Origin of the sequence: Mesorhizobium sp. M0030 (assembly GCF_040323695.1) — a bacterium.
In the GTDB taxonomy this organism is placed as follows: domain Bacteria; phylum Pseudomonadota; class Alphaproteobacteria; order Rhizobiales; family Rhizobiaceae; genus Mesorhizobium.
In genome coordinates this window covers 48436-66833 of sequence record NZ_JAMYVE010000014.1, presented here as the reverse complement: position 1 = coordinate 66833, position 18398 = coordinate 48436, and the positions used below count along the sequence as shown (strand labels likewise).

The 18398-nt window shown below is 63.6% G+C and carries 19 protein-coding genes; 10 read left to right on the top strand and 9 right to left on the bottom strand.

Annotation, left to right across the window (positions count from 1 at the left end; all coding sequences use genetic code 11):
* Nucleotides 1–57 precede the first annotated feature (57 nt).
* Nucleotides 58–1131 (top strand): glycosyltransferase family 2 protein, encoded by a 1074-nt coding sequence (locus tag NKJ80_RS24950; protein ID WP_023673180.1) that lies wholly within the window; start codon nucleotides 58–60, stop codon nucleotides 1129–1131.
* Nucleotides 1132–1223: 92 nt separating this feature from the next.
* Here NKJ80_RS24950 and gshB read toward each other — a convergent pair whose 3' ends face one another.
* The 3 genes from gshB to NKJ80_RS24935 all read right to left on the bottom strand — a co-directional run bounded on the left by gshB (nucleotide 1224) and on the right by NKJ80_RS24935 (nucleotide 3640).
* Nucleotides 1224–2177, bottom strand: coding sequence for a glutathione synthase (gshB, locus tag NKJ80_RS24945; RefSeq protein ID WP_352498485.1), 954 nt, complete (start codon nucleotides 2175–2177; stop codon nucleotides 1224–1226).
* An 80-nt stretch (nucleotides 2178–2257) separates the two neighbouring features.
* Nucleotides 2258–2632 (bottom strand): GtrA family protein, encoded by a 375-nt coding sequence (locus NKJ80_RS24940; RefSeq protein ID WP_023710381.1) that lies wholly within the window; start codon nucleotides 2630–2632, stop codon nucleotides 2258–2260.
* A gap of 3 nt (nucleotides 2633–2635) precedes the next feature.
* Nucleotides 2636–3640, bottom strand: coding sequence for a glycosyltransferase (locus tag NKJ80_RS24935; protein ID WP_352498484.1), 1005 nt, complete (start codon nucleotides 3638–3640; stop codon nucleotides 2636–2638).
* A gap of 124 nt (nucleotides 3641–3764) precedes the next feature.
* Between NKJ80_RS24935 and NKJ80_RS24930 the strand changes: the two genes are divergently transcribed.
* From NKJ80_RS24930 to NKJ80_RS24895, 8 genes are all read left to right on the top strand, one after another.
* Complete coding sequence (locus NKJ80_RS24930; protein ID WP_352498483.1) at nucleotides 3765–5564, top strand: GtrA family protein; 1800 nt, start codon at nucleotides 3765–3767, stop codon at nucleotides 5562–5564.
* A gap of 100 nt (nucleotides 5565–5664) precedes the next feature.
* Nucleotides 5665–7014 carry a putative bifunctional diguanylate cyclase/phosphodiesterase gene (locus tag NKJ80_RS24925; RefSeq protein ID WP_023681311.1) on the top strand — a complete coding sequence of 450 codons (1350 nt, stop codon included), beginning with the start codon at nucleotides 5665–5667 and terminating at the stop codon, nucleotides 7012–7014.
* A 169-nt stretch (nucleotides 7015–7183) separates the two neighbouring features.
* Nucleotides 7184–7951, top strand: coding sequence for an SDR family NAD(P)-dependent oxidoreductase (locus NKJ80_RS24920; RefSeq protein WP_023703817.1), 768 nt, complete (start codon nucleotides 7184–7186; stop codon nucleotides 7949–7951).
* 5 nt (nucleotides 7952–7956) lie between these two features.
* Nucleotides 7957–8901, top strand: coding sequence for a 2-dehydro-3-deoxygalactonokinase (locus NKJ80_RS24915; protein ID WP_023707745.1), 945 nt, complete (start codon nucleotides 7957–7959; stop codon nucleotides 8899–8901).
* Nucleotides 8902–8923: 22 nt separating this feature from the next.
* Nucleotides 8924–9565: a 2-dehydro-3-deoxy-6-phosphogalactonate aldolase gene (locus NKJ80_RS24910; RefSeq protein ID WP_352498482.1), complete on the top strand. Its 642-nt coding sequence runs from the start codon at nucleotides 8924–8926 to the stop codon at nucleotides 9563–9565.
* The gene (locus NKJ80_RS24905; protein ID WP_023703814.1) at nucleotides 9565–10440 is read left to right on the top strand and encodes an SMP-30/gluconolactonase/LRE family protein; all 876 of its coding nucleotides are present in this window, start codon (nucleotides 9565–9567) and stop codon (nucleotides 10438–10440) included. Before NKJ80_RS24910 ends, NKJ80_RS24905 begins: the two co-directional genes overlap by 1 nt.
* Nucleotides 10441–10543: 103 nt before the next feature.
* Entirely contained in the window at nucleotides 10544–11605 is a 1062-nt protein-coding gene (locus NKJ80_RS24900; protein WP_023703813.1) for a D-alanine--D-alanine ligase family protein, read from the top strand.
* A gap of 90 nt (nucleotides 11606–11695) precedes the next feature.
* Nucleotides 11696–12949: a low temperature requirement protein A gene (locus tag NKJ80_RS24895; protein WP_352498481.1), complete on the top strand. Its 1254-nt coding sequence runs from the start codon at nucleotides 11696–11698 to the stop codon at nucleotides 12947–12949.
* Between the two features lie 18 nt (nucleotides 12950–12967).
* Here the strand turns inward: NKJ80_RS24895 and NKJ80_RS24890 are convergent, their stop codons facing one another.
* From NKJ80_RS24890 to NKJ80_RS24875, 4 genes are all read right to left on the bottom strand, one after another.
* Complete coding sequence (locus tag NKJ80_RS24890) at nucleotides 12968–13255, bottom strand: DUF1330 domain-containing protein (RefSeq protein ID WP_023681317.1); 288 nt, start codon at nucleotides 13253–13255, stop codon at nucleotides 12968–12970.
* A 13-nt stretch (nucleotides 13256–13268) separates the two neighbouring features.
* Nucleotides 13269–13982 carry an orotidine-5'-phosphate decarboxylase gene (pyrF, locus tag NKJ80_RS24885; protein WP_023725308.1) on the bottom strand — a complete coding sequence of 238 codons (714 nt, stop codon included), beginning with the start codon at nucleotides 13980–13982 and terminating at the stop codon, nucleotides 13269–13271.
* On the bottom strand, nucleotides 13979–14575 hold the full coding sequence (locus NKJ80_RS24880) for an NADPH-dependent FMN reductase (protein WP_023701964.1): 597 nt from the start codon (nucleotides 14573–14575) through the stop codon (nucleotides 13979–13981). Before NKJ80_RS24880 ends, pyrF begins: the two co-directional genes overlap by 4 nt.
* A 120-nt stretch (nucleotides 14576–14695) precedes the next feature.
* Nucleotides 14696–15307, bottom strand: a complete 612-nt coding sequence (locus tag NKJ80_RS24875) for a LysE family translocator (protein ID WP_023828846.1) — start codon at nucleotides 15305–15307, stop codon at nucleotides 14696–14698.
* 123 nt (nucleotides 15308–15430) lie between these two features.
* Here NKJ80_RS24875 and NKJ80_RS24870 point away from each other — a divergent pair, with 123 nt between their 5' ends.
* Nucleotides 15431–16339 (top strand): LysR family transcriptional regulator, encoded by a 909-nt coding sequence (locus tag NKJ80_RS24870; RefSeq protein ID WP_023752354.1) that lies wholly within the window; start codon nucleotides 15431–15433, stop codon nucleotides 16337–16339.
* 95 nt (nucleotides 16340–16434) lie between these two features.
* Here the strand turns inward: NKJ80_RS24870 and pmtA are convergent, their stop codons facing one another.
* Together pmtA and dnaJ are read right to left on the bottom strand one after the other, a co-directional pair.
* Entirely contained in the window at nucleotides 16435–17040 is a 606-nt protein-coding gene (gene pmtA / locus NKJ80_RS24865; RefSeq protein ID WP_023681321.1) for a phospholipid N-methyltransferase PmtA, read from the bottom strand.
* Nucleotides 17041–17157: 117 nt separating this feature from the next.
* Nucleotides 17158–18288 (bottom strand): molecular chaperone DnaJ, encoded by a 1131-nt coding sequence (gene dnaJ, locus NKJ80_RS24860; protein WP_023681322.1) that lies wholly within the window; start codon nucleotides 18286–18288, stop codon nucleotides 17158–17160.
* Nucleotides 18289–18398: the final 110 nt, after the last annotated feature.

Here is an 18398-nt window from a genome sequence, read left to right as displayed (position 1 = left end):
CCATTTGATCGACGGAATATCTCAGGCGATCAAATCTGGTGTACGGAGAAGCGCCTCTTGAAAGAAAACATCGTCCCAAGCGGAGCTGGTTCTCACATCGCGCTACCAACCGTATCCGTTTGCGTAGGCTGTTTCAATCAAGAGGCATTCATCGACACTGCGATCCGATCCGTAGCGGCGCAGACATACACTGCGTTCGAATGCGTGGTGGTCGATGATTTTTCGACCGACGGTTCCCGCCGAAGGATTGAAGAGTGTCTGTCCCAGCTTGGCGACAGTCGTTTCCGCTTTCTGCCCCGACTGCAAAATGGCGGGCAGTTGACAGCAATGATGACCGGGCTTGACGCGACAGCCGGGCCCCTGATCTCCTTTCTTGACGGTGACGATGCTTGGCATCCTGACTTCATAGAATGCCATGTGAGAGCGCATCTCAGCCAAACCCGTATCGCGGCAATGTCGAGCTCCGATGAGGTGGTGATAGATACGGCCGGCAACCTGCTTGCGGGCGGTCATCCCGTATTCCACCTGAACGACCCGCGATCGATGCCGAAAATGAGCGGCTACCTGCATGTCGACACCGAAGCTGACCCGACATTATTATTTATTGATCGGGGTACCGTGGGTTGGTTTTGGTCAACCACATCGGGGATGATGTTTCGTCGAGCTCCGCTTGAAATCATGCGTCCATCCGATCCGGACGAAATAAAGATATGTGCCGATGGTTATATGGCTCGTGCCGCCCATATGATCGGCGGAACCGTGAGGATTGGGCGGGCTCTTGGCAGTTATCGGCTTCACGGCGGCAATGGCTGGGCGGACGGGCGCATCCTGGGTACCGGAGTTGGCCTCGGCAGGATGTCGCCTGATACTGAAATAGCGATACGGCGGGCACTGGCCAATCGTTGGTGCGAAGTGGCGCCGGGACTGGCGCATTTAATCTCCCGCCACTCAATGCGCAGGACCTTGGTCGACCTGATCGGACTGTCTGCGGCTTTTGCATTGCTGGAAAAGAACTCCGATGCGGGTTTTCTGCTGAAAGACTGGGCAACACCACAGCGAAAATTGCAGACCAGACTTATCGGTCTCCTTCCTCCGAAACTGAGGCCTCGGCGCTTCCGGGACATAGTTTGATCTGATGAGCCGCTTGCTCGGCAGTCTTACCCGATAAAGAGCATCTTTCGATGCTTCTCTGGACCCACCAAAGTCCTCCGTAGCAACGCACACTACGCGGTCGAATTCCGCCGCTTTTCCTCCACCGCGTCCCAGAACAGGCTGGCGATATCGGCGCCGCCAAAACGCTGCACTTCGCGCACGCCGGTTGGCGAGGTCACGTTGATCTCGGTCATGTAGTCGCCGATCACGTCGATGCCGACCAGGATGAAGCCGCGTTCTTTCAGCGATGGGCCGATGCGGGCGCAGATTTCGCGTTCGCGTTCCGTCAGCTCGGTCTTTTCGGCGCGGCCGCCGACATGCATGTTGGAGCGCGAGTCGTGGTCGGCCGGCACGCGGTTGATGGCGCCGACCGCTTCGCCGTCGATCAGGATGATGCGCTTGTCGCCCTTGCGCACGTCCTTGAGATAACGCTGAACGATATAGGGCTCGCGTGACAGCTGGGCGAACATTTCGAGCAGTGAGGCGAGGTTGCGATCGTCTTCCTTGAGATGGAAGATGCCGGCGCCGCCATTGCCATAGAGCGGCTTGACGATGATGTCGCCGAATTCCTTGCGGAAGGCCGCGACCTCCTGGGGATCCTTGGTGATCAGCGTTTCGGGCATCAGATCGGGGAATTCGGTGACGAAGATCTTTTCCGGGCTGTTGCGCACCCAGGCCGGGTCGTTGACGACCAGTGTCTTCGGGTGAATGCGCTCCAGAATATGCGTGGTGGTGATGTAATTCATGTCGAAGGGCGGATCCTGGCGCAGCAGGATCACATCCATCTCCGACAGGTCGGTGCGCACCTTGTCGCCCAGCGTATAATGATTGCCCTTCTCGTCGCGGAGCTTCATCTCTTCGATGCGGGCAAACACCTTGCCGCCCAGCATCGACAGCCGGTCGGGCGTGTAGTGGAACAGTTGGTGGCCGCGCCGCTGCGCCTCCAGCGACAGCGCAAAGGACGTGTCGCCGGCGATCGAGACGGTGGAGACATGGTCCATCTGGACGGCGATCTTCAGGGGCATCTTCGGGTCTCCAGCGGGCTCTGTCGCCGATATACGGAACTTGGCGGCTTCTGCCAATCGCGCTTGCTTGGCCCAGACCTTTAACGGTCGAAGACCAGCCGGGAGTAACCGAGGAACGACAGCGCCATGGCGACCGGCGAGGCGACGGCAAGTGCGGCCAGCGGCGGCAGCGCCGGCAGCGCAAACAGGATGGCGCAGTAGACGAGATAGTTGACGATGCTGGTGGCGATGCCGACGCCGCCATAGCGCGCGCCCTCCTGCGCCACGCCGCGGCTCGACGGCGAAAAGGTCAGGTGCCGGTTGATCTGCCAGGTGACGCACAGCGCAAAGCCGATCGACAGGACACGGGCGACGAAGGGACCGAGCGGCGTCAGCGCCAAGAGCAGCCAGAGCGCCGCGGCATCGGCGACGAAACCAACGCCGCCTGCCAGGACGAAGCGGGCGAGCCGGCTCACGGCTCAGGCGGCCCGGGGCGTCTTGCCCGGTTCGGCCTTCGGGATTTCACCAGTGCGTTCGCGCCGTTCGACCCGGCCTGACGGCACCGAGAGATAAAAAATGCGCTTCTGCTCGGCGCGTCCGCGCGATACCGAATCGAGGATCAATCCGGTCACCATCGCAAGCATCGAGAGCAGCAGCAGGCTGACCGACAGCACCCAGGTCGGCATGCGCGGCACGAGGCCGGTCTGGGCGAATTCGATCAGCACCGGCGTCATCAGGGCAAGGCTCGACGCCAGGAAGAAAATCGCGAAGGCGCCGAAGAAGCGCAGCGGCTGCGTTTCCTTCATCAGCATGGCGAACATCCACAGGATCCTGGCGCCGTCGCGATAGGTCGACAGCTTCGACGACGATCCCTCAGGCCGGCGGCCATAATCGAGCGCGATCTCGCTCACCGGCAGTTTGAGCTGCGAGGCATGCACCGACATTTCGGTCTCGATCTCGAAGCCGCCGGAAACCGCGGGAAAGCTCTTGACGAAACGCCTCGAGAAGACGCGGTAGCCGGAGAAGATGTCGGTGAAGTCGGCGCCGAACAGCCGCTTGTAGAGGCTATTGAAGATGCGGTTGCCGAAGGCATGGCCGGAACGGCCGGCATCGTCGGTGACGCCGCGCCTGGTGCCTACCACCATGTCGCAGCGCTCGGTCTGCAGGATGTTGATCAGCAGCGAGGCATCTTCCGGCGCATAGGTGCCGTCGCCATCGGCCATCAGATAGATGTCCGCATCGATGTCGGCGAACATGCGCCGCACGACATTGCCCTTGCCCTGGCGCGGCTCGCGGACGACGATGGCGCCCGCTGCGCGCGCCTTGAGCGCGGTCAAATCCCTGGAATTGTTGTCATAGACATAGATCTCGGCCGACGGCAGCGTCTCGCGAAAGCGCCGCACCACCTCGGCGATGGTCAGTTCCTCATTGTAACAAGGCAGGAGCACGGCAATGGCCGGCTCATGGCGGACTTCGTGCGGCATTTCCGTCTCCCGACGCCCGGCGGAGCCTCCGGCCGCGCTCATATGCGGCCTCGCTCAGGCGACTTTACTATTTATTGAAGCTGTTAAGGCTAGGTTTAAGGCCGCAGTCTTTCCGACGAAGGTCATGATGATGAACGCAGCCAAGGCGGGTGCTTCCTCCTGGAAGTCCGATATGACGCTGGCGCTGCTTGCCATGCTGGTGGTGCTGGCTGTCAACGCCGCCACGGGCTTTCGCGAATTGAGCAATGCCGGCGGCGACAATGACAGCCTGCTGCGGCTGGTCGAGGTTCGCGACATGCTGGCCGGCCAGGGCTGGTTCGACCTGCATCAGTACAGGATGGGGCCGGAAGGCGGTTTCGTCATGCACTGGTCGCGGCTGGTCGACGCACCGCTCGCCGCCATCATCCTCGCCGCCTCGGCGCTGACCGGCAGCATGGCCATGGCCGAAGCGATCGCGCAGGTGCTGTGGCCGGCGCTGCTGTTTTGCCTGGCGGTGTTCTTCCTCGCCCGTGCGGCGCGCAGCTTCGCCGGCGTCGGCGCGGTGCTGCCGGCGGTCGTTATCGGCGCGGCGGCGCTGCATTTCATCGGCATTTTCTTGCCGGGTGCGCTCGATCATCACAATGTCCAGCTGACGCTGACCATGGCCAGCCTCAGCCTGCTGCTCGAGGCGCCGGCGCGTCGCTGGGCGGCGCTGATTTCCGGGCTGTGTGCGGCCCTGACGCTGGCCGTCGGCATGGAAACCGCGCCCTATGTCGCCACCATCGGCGCCTGCATCGCTTTGCTGTTCGTCGTCGATCCCGGCGGCGAACGCCGGATCGCCAGGGATTTCGGTCTCGGCTTTGCCGGCGTTTCAGCCCTGGTCTTCGTCAGCACCATCCCGCCATCGGCCTGGGGCCAGGCGCAGTGCGATGCCTTCTCGGCCGTACAATTCGTCGTCGCGGCAATCGCCGGACTGGGCCTTGCCGCCGTGACGTCGCTCAAGGTGTCCAACGGCACGGCCGGACGCCGCCTGATTTCGCTCGGCCTGCTCGCGCTTGTGCTGGGCGCCGTTGTCGCGGCGCTGTTTCCGCAATGCCTTGCGGCTCCCTACGCAACTCTCGATCCGCGCCTCAAGGAATTGTGGCTCGATCACATCGACGAGGCGCAGTCGCTGTTCAGTATTGCCGCCAGCGAGCCGGCGTCGCTGGCGGCGCGCTATGTCACGCCGCTGGTGGCGATCGCGCTGATGGCGCTTCGCCTGCGTGGGCCATGGCGCCGCCAGGACAGCCTCGTCGGCGCCTTGCTGGTCGGCGCCTTCATCGTCAGCGCCTGGCAGGTCCGCGGCTCGACATTCTCGATCGCCTTTGCCGTCATCCCGCTGTCGGCCTGGATCGCAAGCTGGCGCGAACGGGCGAGGATCAGCCCTGCGCGCAGCGTATCGCTGCGCATGGCGGCGGTCTGGGTGGTGTCGGTGAATGCCGTCTGGGCCGGTGCTGCCGCCGCGACGTCGAGCGTATTCGAGGCCAACAAGGTCTCGGTCGAGGCACAGGACACCGACAGCGATCCGTCCTGCGAGCGCAAGGCCTCCTTCGCGGCGTTGGCCCGGCTGCCGCACACCACGGTGCTTGCCATCTCCAATCTCGGCTCGCCCATCCTGGCCTATTCCGGGCACCGCGTCTTTGCCGGCCCCTATCATCGCAACATCGCCGGCGACCTGCTTGCGCTCGATGCCTTCCTCGGATCGGCGGACCAGGCGAGGACGATCGCGGCGGCTCACCACGTCGGCCTGATGGCGCTCTGCCGCGGCAGCGCCGAAAGCAAGATGCTTGCCGCCAAGGCGCCGCAAGGCTTCCTGGCCAGGCTGATGCAGGGAAGCGTCCCCGATTGGCTCGAACCGGTGGCCGAAACGCGCGGAACCCCGGTCGAACTCTACCGCGTCCGCTAAAGCATCATTCGCCAGCGAAAAATCGATTTCGCGATACGCTTCCTAAACGCTTTGCTGCCAGTCTCAGCCTAAATTTCGGGCGTCACAAACAGGGATACCGATGCAAACGACGTTTGGCACCGGGCAGGCAAGCAGGGAAAACTCGGATCTGGCGTTCACCGATGCGCTGACCGGGCTCGGCAACCATCGCCGCTTCTTCGACAAGGTCGATCGCCTGATCAGCGACCGTGCAGACGATCCCGCGCCGTTCACGGTCGGCATTCTCGACCTCGACGGCTTCAAGCCGATCAACGATCTGTTCGGCCACAAGGCCGGCGACGACATATTGATCCAGGTGGCGATGCGGCTGCGCGCCTCGATGGACAGCCACTCTACTGTCTGCCGCATCGGCGCCGACGAATTCGCCTTCCTCTACCCGATGGTGTTCTCGGAGGAGGCGGCGGCCGAGAAGTCGCGCATGATGATCGAAATCCTGTCGGCGCCCTACGATGTCGGCGAACGCACCGCCAGGCTTTCGGCCTCGGTCGGCTGCTCGCTCTTTTATTCCGGCGACGAAACCACGGAAATCCTCGTCAACAAGGCCGAAACGGCGCTCTACCACGCCAAGCGTTCGGGCCGTGGCCGCGTCGTCGTCTACACCCGCGAAATGGAAGAGGCGGCCAAGCGCGTCACCCGCATCGAACAGGCGCTGCGCCGCGCCGTCTCGGCCGGTGAGGTCGAGCCGCATTTCCAGCCCATCGTCGATCTGACCACCCGCCGCACCATCGGCTTCGAGACGCTGGCGCGCTGGACCGATCGCGACCTCGGCGTCGTCCCGCCGACCGTGTTCATCCCCATCGCCGAAGAGCGCGGCATCATCGGCCCGCTATCGCAGCTGGTGCTGCGCAAGGCGACCGAAGCGGCGCGCAGCTGGCCGAAGGACCTGTTCCTGTCCTTCAACCTGTCGCCCTCGCAGCTCGTCGACCAGAACACTGGCCTGCACATATTGTCGATCCTCGACCGCACCGGCTTCGATCCGCGACGGCTGGAGATCGAGATCACCGAAACCGGCCTGATGAACGATCCGGCCTCGGCCGAGAAGATCGTCGAGGACCTGCGTCGCGTCGGCATCCGCGTCTCGCTCGACGATTTCGGCACCGGCCAGTCCTCGCTCGGCCGCTTGCGCGAATTCCATTTCGACAAGCTCAAGATCGACCGCGCCTTCGTCTCCTCGATCCTCGACGACCGACCGTCGGAACACATCATCCGCGCCATTCTGGCCATGTGTGAAGGGCTCGGCATGGATGTCGTCGCCGAAGGCATCGAGGAGGAGGCGCAGGCCGACCGCCTCGTCCAGTTCGGCTGCGCCGGCGGCCAGGGCTATCTCTTCGGCAAACCGGTCGACGCCGACGCCACGCTCGGCTACCTCCGCGATTCCTATCGCGGCGCCCTCTACGCCAAGGCAGTCTGACCGGCGGTCTGGCCTGCGTCGAGCAAGTCAGCGGCGCGAGCCAAGATCGACTGTGGCCGCCATCTTGCGGCCTTTTGTCTGACATAAGCCAATCAAATCGCCGTTTTCGCCCTTGCTCCCCGGACTTGGCTGGATAGGATGCGCGCCGACCGGACCGGGAGATGAAGATATGATGCCATCGGCCGATTTTGCCGACCTCAGGGGAGCCTCGGTGCTGATCACCGGCGGCGGTTCCGGAATTGGTGCGGCACTGACCGAGGGCTTCGTTCGCCAGGGCGCCCATGTCGCCTTCATCGACATCGCCGATGGCCCAAGCACGCTGCTTGCCGACCGCGTCGAAAAAGAACTTGGCCGGCGACCGCTCTACCTCAAGACCGATTTGCGCGACGTCGAGGCGTTGCGCGCTTCGGCCGCCAAAGCGGCTGAGGCACATGGCGACGTCACCGTGCTGGTCAACAATGCCGCCTGGGACGAACGCCACGACGTCGCTGACGTTACCGTCGAGTTCTGGGACAACAATCTCGCCGTCAATCTGCGCCCGCATTTCTTCACCGCACAGGCGGTCGCGCCGGGCATGAAGCGGGCCGGCGGCGGTTCGATCATCAACTTCACCTCAACCTCCTATCTCATCAACCACCCCGATATGCCGGCCTACACCGCCGCCAAGGCCGGCATACTCGGCCTCACCAAAGGTCTCGCGGGCAAGCTTGGGGTCGACGGCATCCGCGTCAATGCGATTGCGCCGGGCTGGGTGATCACCGAGCGGCAGCGGGAACTCTGGGTCACCGAGGAGAAGCTCGCCGCCCATGTCGCCAAGCAATGCATCAAGCAGGTCATGCAGCCCGACGACATCGTCGGCACAGTGCTGTTCCTGGCCTCCGACGCCGCGCGTATGCTGACGGCGCAGATGTTGATCGTCGACGGGGGTTTCCTGTGAGTCCGGTGAATCAAAATCCGGCAAAAGGCACGCCGGCAGTCGCCGCCGTCGACTGGGGCACGACCCGCATGCGGGTCTGGCTGGTCGACGGGGCGGGCGGGGTGCTTGCCGAGCGTCGCGGCGATGATGGGTTGATCACCGCGCAGCAAAAAGGCTTTTCGACCATCCTCGAGGGCCATCTGGCGGCGCTCGGCGCACCTGACACACTGCCGGTCATCATCTGCGGCATGGCCGGCTCGCGCCAGGGTTGGCTGGAAGCGCCTTACGTCACCGTGCCGGCGCCGCTCAGTGCCATTCTCGCGGGGGCCGCCCGCATTCCCGGCCAGCGCCGCGACATCCGCATCGTGCCTGGCCTGGCGCAGCGCCTGGAAGATGCGCCGGACGTAATGCGCGGCGAGGAAACCCAGCTTGCCGGCGCCGGTTTGCCGGCAAAAGGTCGCCATCTCGTCTGCATGCCCGGCACCCATTCGAAATGGGTTCTGGTCGCAGACGGCGCGGTCGACGGCTTCTGCACCTGGCCGACCGGCGAGCTGTTTTCGGTGCTGGCCACTCACTCTATCCTGCGCCATTCGCTGGGCGAGAGCCCGAAGCCGGTCACTCCGGACAATCCGTTCTTCCAGGAATGGTGCCGCAAGGCTTTGGCGGAGGGCGGCGATGTCACCTCGCGGCTGTTCTCGATCCGCGCCGCCGGCCTGCTGCAGAACCTCAAGGCCGACGATGCCGCCGCTTGCCTGTCCGGCCTGCTGATCGGCGGCGAGATCGCCTCGGCGGGCCGCCGCTATGGCGAAAGCACCACCGCAATCGTGCTGGTTGCGTCCGGCTCGCTAGCAGCCCTCTACCGCCAGGCGCTAGACCTTGCAGGGCTTGCCGTCAGGACGGTCGACGCCGACGAGGCGGTGCGTGCCGGCCTTATCGAGGCAGCGCGGGAAAATGGCATGATCGCCAAATGACTCACCAGAGTGGAGTGACAGCGTGACCCAGACCGCCCCCTTCCCGAAGCTCAAGCGTGGTCTTGTCGCCATTCTGCGCGGCCTCAAACCCAGCGAGGCGGTTGCCATCGGCCAGGCGCTGTTTGACGCCGGCATCGAAGCCATCGAGGTGCCGCTCAATTCGCCGGAGCCGTTTTCATCGATCGCCAGCATTGTCACCGCTTTGCCCAAGACAGCGCTGGTCGGCGCCGGCACGGTGTTGACTTCAGCCGATGTCGACGCCCTCGCCAAGGCCGGCGGGCGGCTGCTGGTCAGCCCCAACATCGATGCCGACGTCGTGGCCCGCGCCATGCACCATGGCATGGTGACGATGCCAGGCGTGTTCACCCCCACCGAAGCTTTTCAGGCGATTAGGCTTGGGGCTTCGGCGCTCAAATTCTTCCCGGCAAGCGTGCTCGGGCCCAGCGGCATTTCGGCGATGCGGGCCGTGCTGCCGGCCGATACCGTGGTCGGCGCCGTAGGCGGCGTTTCCGACAAAGACTTTGCCGGCTACAAAGCCGCTGGGGTAACTGCTTTTGGTCTTGGCTCCAGCCTGTTCAAACCCGGCATGAGCGTCGATGAAGTGGCCACGCGCGCCCGGGCGGCGGTGACGGCCTGGGACGCGGCCTTCGGCGGAGCGGCATGATGGGAAACGTTTCGGTTTTTTCGGACCATGTCTGCGAACTCGGCGAGGGGCCGAGCTACGATCCCGCCACCGATACGCTGTTCTGGTTCGACATCGTCAACGGGCTTTTGCTGGAGCAGGGTGTCACGTCCGGCGCGCGGAAGGTCCATGAGCTCGCCCAGATGGCCAGCGCCATCGCCATTATCGATGACAATCGCCAGCTCATCGCCACCGAGACCGGCCTGCATGTCCGCGACGTCTCGACCGGCAAGCTGACGCTGCATACGCCTATCGAGGCCGACAATGCGCTGACCCGCTCCAACGATTCGCGCGTCCACCCTTGTGGCGCCTTCTGGGTCGGCACGATGGGCAAGGGTGAGGAGAAGGGCGCGGGTGCCATCTACTGGTTCTTCAAGGGAGAATTGCGCACGCTTTACACCGGCATCACCGTGTCGAACTCGATCTGTTTCTCGCAGGATGGAACGATCGCCTACTACACCGATACCTCGACCGGCCTGTTGATGCGCGTCGCCTGCGATCCGGCAACGGGTCTGCCGATCGGCGAGTCCAAAGTGTTCGTCGACCATCGCTCGTCCAAGGGCTTTGTCGACGGCTCGGTCGTTGATCGCGACGGCGTGCTGTGGAACGCCGTCTGGGGCGGCAAGGCGGTCAAGGCCTATTCGCCAGATGGCACATTGTTGCGCGAAATTGCCGTGCCGGCGGGGCAGTCCTCGTGCCCGGCCTTTGTCGGGGCCAAGGCCGATCGGCTGGCGGTGACCTCGGCCTGGAAAGGCAAGGACGACAAGCAGCGCAAGCTCGACCCACAGGCCGGCATGACCTTCCTGCTCGACATCCCCGTCAACGGCCGCTTCGAGCCGCGCGTGGTCATCGCCTGAGCGTACCGGTTGTCGTGCAGGCGGCGGGCGCGGGTCGATTTCGCGCAAGCCGATCGCATTGGCCGTGCGATGGTGTGGCTGCATCACCGAGAAGCTTTGACCCATGCCGCGCCCGACCTTGATCCTCGTCCACGAGCCGGAAAAGGCCTGTTTCGACAGGCTGGTCGCCGACGGCTTTCCCGCCGAGCGCGCCCTGGAAATCTCGTCTTATCTGGCGCAGTCGACCGATCTCGCTCCTGAGTTCGATCAACTGGCGACCGCTTGTGAAAAGCGCGGCCTCGCCTTTATGCCGGTTGCACTCGACGATGCGGCAAGCGCGCTGGCGAAGGCCGATCCCGCAACCACGCTGGTCTGGACGCTGACCGACGGCATTGCCTATTTCCGCGGTGCTGCAGCGCCCGCACTTGCCAGGCTGAATGGGCTTAGAACCATCGGAGCCGACGATGCGCTGTTCGCGCTTTGCCAGGACAAGTTCCGTTCCGGCGCCGTGCTTTGCGCGCTCGGCCTGCCGGCGCCGCAGGCAGGCCTGGCCCGCGACGGCCGCTGGCTGGCCGACCCGCCAGCTTCGGAAGCCGGCTGGTTCGTCAAGCCGAACCGGCTCGGCTCCAAGGTAGGCATCTGGCCGGATTCACGCTGCAACGACCTGGCCCATGCGCTGGAGCTTAGCCGGCGGGTCTATGCCGCTTATCGCGACGATGTCGTCGTCCAGCCCTATGTCGGCGGTCGCAATGTCCGCGCCAGCTTCCTTGGGCTGCAAACGGATGCCGGGGCGGAAGCGCTCGGCGTTGCATTCGTCGACTCCGGCGGCGATTTCCAGACCATGGCGGACTCGATGGCGCTTTACGGCGACACCGGCGAGGCCGCCAAGGCGGCTGGACTATACAGCGAGCCGGTGCTGGAGGCGGTTGCCGACACCCAGCCGGCAGCCGCGGCAACCATCCGCCGCATCGCCGAGCGGCTGGTCAGCGGGCTCGGCCTGCGAGACGTGTTTTCCCTCGATTTCAGGGTCGAGGCTAACGACCATGTCCACCTCATCGAGTTCGAGGTCTGTCCCGGCCTGCCCTGCTTCGATTTCCGCGCCTATTGCCTGATGCAATGGGGCATGACGCTGGCCGATGCGGTTGCCGAGACGGCGGCGAACCGACTGAACCGACAGGCGATCTGAACGGTCGAGGGACCAGCGCGACCTACCGCGCCTTGACGGCTTTTGCTCCACCTTTAGTGTCGCGGGACAGTCCTCAGGCAAGGCCGCGCTATGAGCACACCAGCAAGCTCCCTCCATCATCACATAAGGCGCATGGCCGGGCGCGATCCGCATGAGGCGCATCGCGTCGCCACGCCGCTCGAGCTGCTGTTCGATCTGACCTTCGTCACCGCCTTCAGCCTTGCCTCGTCGCAACTGGCGCATGCCTTGGCCGAGGGCCACTACGCGGCGGCGCTGATCGGCTTCGGCTTTGCCAGCTTCGCGATCTGCTGGGCGTGGATCAATTTCTCCTGGTTTTCCTCCGCCTATGACACCGACGATTGGATCTTCCGCCTCGTCACCATGGTGCAGATGATCGGCGTGCTGGTGCTGGCCATCGGCCTGCCGCGCATGTTCGCCTCGATCGAGCATGGCGAACACCTCAACAATTCGGTCATGGTGCTGGGTTACGTCATCATGCGCGTCGCCATGATCTTCCAATGGCTGCGCGCGGCGCGGCAGGACCCTGGGCGGCGGCGTGCCTGTCTCACCTATGCCATCGCCATCGCGATCGCCCAGATCGGCTGGGTGGTGCAGATCCTGGTCGATTTCTCGCTGGAGACCAGCCTGGCTTTCGGCACGGTCCTGCTTCTCATCGAGCTTGCCGGACCGGTCATCGCCGAACGCCGGGATGGCGGCACGCCCTGGCACGCGCACCACGTCACCGAGCGCTACAGCCTGTTCGCCATCATCGCGCTGGGCGAAGGGGTGGTCGGCACGCTGGCGACGCTGTCGGCCGCGGTCGAGGAGCAGGGCTGGAACCTCGATGCCGCCTTGATCGGCATTGCCGGAATGGGTCTCACCTTCGGCATGTGGTGGGTCTATTACATGCTGCCCTCGGGGACGGTGCTGCACCAGCACCGCAGCCGTTCCTTCGTCTGGGGCTATGGCCAGATGGTGATCGTCGCTGCCATCGTCGCCACCGGCGCCGGGCTGCATGTCGCGGCCTATTTCATCGAGCACAAGACCCATAACGGCCCGGTAGCGACCCTGCTGTCAGTCGCCATTCCGCTAGGCGTGTTCCTGGGGGCGATCTATGCGCTGTATTATTATCTCGTCCAGCGCTTCGATCCCCTCCACGTCTGGCTGCTGGCGGGAACGGCTGCGGTCGTCGCACTTGCCATCATCGCCGCCCTTGCCGGCGTCGACATGGCGGTCTGCCTCATCTTACTGACGCTAGCGCCGGCCGTCACCGTTGTCGGCTATGAGCTGTCGGGGCACCGCCATCAACTGGAGGTGCTGGCGCAGGAGGAAGCGCCGCACTGAGCAGAGCAGCTTCGCGCGTCAGATACCCTCGACCAGCACGATCTCGCCATCGGCTACTTTCTGACGGATGGCGACGGCGCGCTGGTACTCCGGCGAGTGGTAGCAATCGTGCGCAGCGCTGAGCGATTCGAACTCGATAATGACATTGCGGGCGCGGCCAGGCCCCTCGGCCTTTTCATGCTCACCGCCACGGGCAAGGAACTTCACGTCGAAACGGTCGAAAGCGAGCTTGGCGGCAGCGACATAGTCCTTGTAGCCTTCAGCGTCGCGCACATCGACGCGGGCTATCCAGTATCCCTTGGGCATTTTCTTCTCCTCGTTACGCCGCGCGCATCTCTTCCAGTATGGCCTCGGCAGCCGCGCGCCTGTCGCTTGCCGCCACGATTGGCCGGCCCACAACAAGATGGCTGGAGCCGTTGCGGATCGCCTGGCCGGGCGTCACCACGCGTTTCTGGTCGCCATGGTCGCTGCCCTTGGGCCGTATCCCCGGTGTCACCACCGCCAGGTCGGGTCCGACGATGCGGCGCACCGCTTCCGCCTCCTCGGCCGAGCAGACGACGCCGCCCATGCCGGCATGCAGCGCCTGTTCGGCGCGTCTCAGCACCAGCGTGTGCGGGTCGTATTCATAGCCGGCGTCGATCACGTCCTGCTCGTCCATCGAGGTCAGCACGCTGACCGCCAGCAGGCAGAGGTCGCTGCCCCTGGCGGCCTCCACCGCGGCTCGCATCGCCTTGGGATAGGCGTGGATGGTCAGCATGGTCATGCCCATGCGCACGATGTTCTCGACACCCTTCGCCACGGTGTGGTCGATGTCGAGCAGCTTCATGTCGAGGAAGATTTTCGTGCCGCCGCTGGCCAACTCCCTGGCGAAGTCGAGCCCGCCGGCGAAGGCCAGCTGATAGCCGATCTTGTAGAAGGAGACGACGCCGTCGAGCTCCTGCACCGCCTGTTCGGCCTCTTTCACCGTCGGCACGTCGAGGCCGACGATCAGCCTGTCTCTCATGGTATGGGCCTGCATGGCTGTGGAAATCATGCCCCGGTCCGGGTCGATAGCATGCGCGAGGTTTCGATCAGCGTGCGGCATAGGTGCTCCATCGATTTGGTCAGTCTATCATCCCTGAAATTGCCGTCGCCGTCGAAGGCACTGCCGCCATCGGATACCGAGCATTCCGGCGTCACCATCTCCAGCTGGCAGCGCACCAGCACGGCGCGCAGATGGTTGATGCAGCGGATCCCGGCGAAATGTCCGTTCGAAGACGAGCACAGGCCGGCGACCTTGCCGACAAATGGCCTCACCGGCCAGCCGCCATCGAGGCGCACCCGGCTTACCCAGTCGATCGTGTTCTTGAGCAGTGGCGGGATCGAGCCATTATATTCCGGCGTCGCGATCAGTAGCCCGTCATGGGCGGCGATCAGCCGGCCGAGCTTCACGGCGTTGTCGGGAACGCCTTTTTCTTTTTCGAGGTCCTCGTCGATGATCGGCAGCGGATAGTCGGCCAGCGAAATGCGCGTCACCTCGGCGCCTTGCATGGCCAGCTCCTTCTGCGCCACATCGGCGGTCCTGCCGCTGAAGGCGCCGCTGCGCACCGAGCCGGCAAAGACGAGGATTTTCGCGATCACAGCCATTGGCCACTCTTGTTCCCGGACAGGTACAGCCAGAGGCTGCGCAAATCAACGCACTGGGTCAAAAAACGGAAACGATCGGGGGGCAAGCGCGCGAAGGTGTGCCGAGCAGCTGGGCTATTGCTAGTGGGTGACCGCAATTCTTGCACTCAGCGCGATGAGTGCAACTCCGAGCAAGGCATCTATCGGCCTGCGGACGCTGCCATATACCGACCGAACCCTTCTTGTGGAGAACATTAGCGCGACAAGCCCAAACCACGCCATCGCGACCAGCCCGATTATGGCCAGCGACACTGCCTGGACCCAGATCGGAGCCTGCATCGGCAATACCGATATGAACAGGCTCGCGAAGAACGCGGCCGTCTTCGGATTTGTAATTCCGACAACGAATCCGCTTCGCCAAGGAGCCGTGGTCTCTGCGCCACCGACGGCCAGCGGTGGCCGCGCCTGCCAAGCCGACAAAAGGATCTTGCTGCCCAGGTAACCGAGATACACGGCACCGGCGATCCGGACGGCAAGGTGAGCCCATGCAATCTGCGTCAGTACGAGGCCCAGGCCACACATCGCGAGAGCCGCCCACACCAAGATCGCTGCGGCAATGCCAAGCGCCACATGGAACCCCGCGCGACGGCTGATCAGCGCATGGGAAGTCACGGCTACAAAATCGGGTCCTGGGCTCATGGCGCCGAGCAGGAAGACCGAAGCAAGGGTCAGGAATTGCGGAAGGTAGCTCATGCGATACTCCAGTTTTCAGTCTCGTCGTACCGCACGCCTGCATGCCGGAGAGGCCAGGAAAGCCGCTCGCCGATTTCGAGGGTCGTTTCCCTCACCTTCACAAAACCTACAGCGCTCTTTAATATGAGCGAAATGAAAGATATTTCGGCAGCCATGAACAAAGCTAATATCAACATCACGATGGTGCGCGTCCTGACATCGCTCAGCGAGACGCGCAGCTTCACCAAAACCGCCGAGCGGCTCTGTCTTTCTCAATCGGCCATAAGCCATGCAATGAAGGCGCTGGAGGAGATCGTTGGCGCGCCCCTCGTCATACGTGATCGGCGCGGTGTCGCTTTCACCGCAACCGGCGAGGCGGCTTTGGACGCGGCGCGCGCCGCTTTGCATGCTTTAGGCCGTCTTGTCGGCCTACGGGAACACTCCATCAAAGGCAGAGTACGGCTCGCGCTGGTCAGCAGCGCCTCGGTAAAGATTGCTCCATATGCGTTGAACATTACTTCCGTCCGGCACCCGGAGCTTGCTGTCGAACTGCTCTTGGGCACGGATACCGAGGTGGCGGAGTGGGTCGATCGCGGTGCCGCCGATATTGGACTGTCCTACATCGCCGGCAATTGCCAAGCCGAGGAACTTGTCGACGACGAACTCTTTGTGGCGTCATCGCAAAAGAACTCAGTCCAAGGCGGGTCATTTCCGATCCGCGCTCTCGACGGCCAGCCATTCATTATGTCGAGCGGCGGCTGCGGACCAATGCTTGCCGAATTGTTCCAGGATTTTGGCGTTGCGCCAGTTGTCATCCTGTCGGCGAGCGATATGGCGGCGCTGCTTGCTCTGGTTGGGGCCGGGCGCGGTTTGTCGATTGCGCCAGGCCTGGCGTTTCCGGCCGATTGGCAGCGAATCGTTGCGAGGCGTCCTCTTGAGCCGCGTGCGCGTCGGCCTCTGCTGCTTCTGTTCTCCAGCAGCGCCGAAGCAACGGCCGTGCGGGCCATGTGCGCGGCGATCAGAGAGGTCGCCACGAGTTTGCGAGGCGGATAACAGTCAAGGATGTGGATCGACCCTCAATCGAGCTTCCTTCGGGAGACGGCGATCCTCTACAAGGCGCCAGAGACTTCTCCCGCCCCCAATACCAGCTAATGCGCTTCGCGCCGGTAGATCCACAGCTGCGTCGGCGGGATGTTGCGGAAGATGAAGTCGAAATGCTTGACCGTGTAATTGCCGCGGCCGGGCGGGATCGGCGACAACGGCCCATAGGTCAGCTGCACGATCGGCCGTCCAACCGGGATGCGGTCTAGCAGGCTTTCAATATAGGCGATCCGCTGTGCGACCGGGAAATTGAGCAGCGGCACGCCGGAGACGACGGAATCGAAAACCATACCGCTCTTCTCGCCAAGCGTGGCGTTGAGATTGAAGGCATCGCCCTCGATGACGTTGACGCCGGGATAGAGCTGGCGCAGATGGCGCACGAAATCGGTGGAATATTCGACCGCGTAGAGGTTTTCGGGCTTAACGCCCTGGGCGAGGATTGCACGCGTGATGACGCCTGTGCCGGGGCCGACTTCAAGCACCGGCAGGCCGGACTTCGGATTGACGATGGAAGCCATCTTGCGGGCGGTGACGGAGCTTGTCGGCACGATCGAACCGACCGACTTCGGCTTGTCGATCCAGCCTTTGAAGAATTTGAGTTCGTCGTCGAACTTTTCCGCCAGCGCCTTCCGCAATCCCGGACCACGTGCCATGCAAGTTCTCCTCAACACTCCCCGAACGCTACTTAGCAGCTAACAGGTCCAAGGCAAGGCGCGATCTGGCATAAGATGTTGATGACGTTTGGGAAGCGTGGCGGCCTTGGCTTGGGTTCAGTGCTCGCCGAAGGATTCGAAAAAGTCCTTCATGCGGGCGAAAAAGCCGCTCGACTGGGGCGAATTGTCCTTCGACGACAGCTGCTCGAACTCTTCCAGCAACTCGCGCTGGCGGCGCGACAGGTTTTGCGGCGTTTCGACCGCGGTCTGGATATAGAGGTCGCCGACATTGGGCTGGCGCAGCACCGGCATGCCCTTGCCCTTGAGGCGGAACTGGCGGCCGTTCTGCGTGCCTTCGGTCACTTTCACCTTGGTCTGACTGCCGTCCAGCGTCGTCACCTCGAACGAGCCGCCAAGGGCGGCCGTCGTCATCGATATCGGCACCTTGCAGTAGAGATCGGCGCCGTCGCGCTGGAAGAATTCATGCGGCTTCACCGCCAGGAAAATATAGAGGTCGCCCGATGGGCCGCCGCGCAGGCCCGCCTCGCCCTCATTGGCAAGCCGGATGCGGGTGCCGTCCTCGATGCCGGCCGGGATATTGACCGACAGCGAGCGTTCCTCGGTGACGCGGCCCTGGCCGGCGCATTTCGGGCACGGGTCCTTGATCGTCTGGCCGCGGCCTTGGCATTGCGGGCAGGTACGCTCGATCGAGAAGAAGCCTTGCGTCGCTCGTACCTTGCCGTGGCCATGGCACATCGAGCAGGTCACCGGCTGGGTGCCGGGCTTGGCGCCGGTCCCGGAGCATTCCGTGCATGAGATCGAGGCCGGCACGCGGATTTGCGCGGTCTTGCCGGCAAACGCTTCTTCCAGCGTGATTTCCATATTGTAGCGCAAATCGGCGCCGCGTTCGCGGCCGCCCGACGAGCGGCGCTGGCGCCCGCCCATCATGTCGCCGAAAATGTCTTCGAAAATGTCGGCGAAGCCGCCGGCGCCAAAACCTTGCGCGCCGCCATTCATGCCGCCCTGCTCGAAGGCGGCGTGACCGAAACGGTCATAGGCCGCGCGCTTCTGCGGGTCCTTCAGCGTTTCGTAGGCTTCGTTGATTTCCTTGAACTTATGCTCGCATGAGTGATCGCCGGGATTGCGGTCGGGATGGAACTGCATGGCCAGCTTGCGGAAAGCGCTCTTGAGCTCCTTCTCGTCGGCGCCCTTTTGCACGCCCAGCGTCTCGTAGAAATCAGCTTTCATCTTTTCCCGCAGTCCGGATGCTCAACGTCTTGATGCATGTTGCGTCGTTTGCCGGCACGTTGTCTCGATTTAGGAGCGGTGCTGCCCGGATGCTAGGGCCGGCGCGCTTG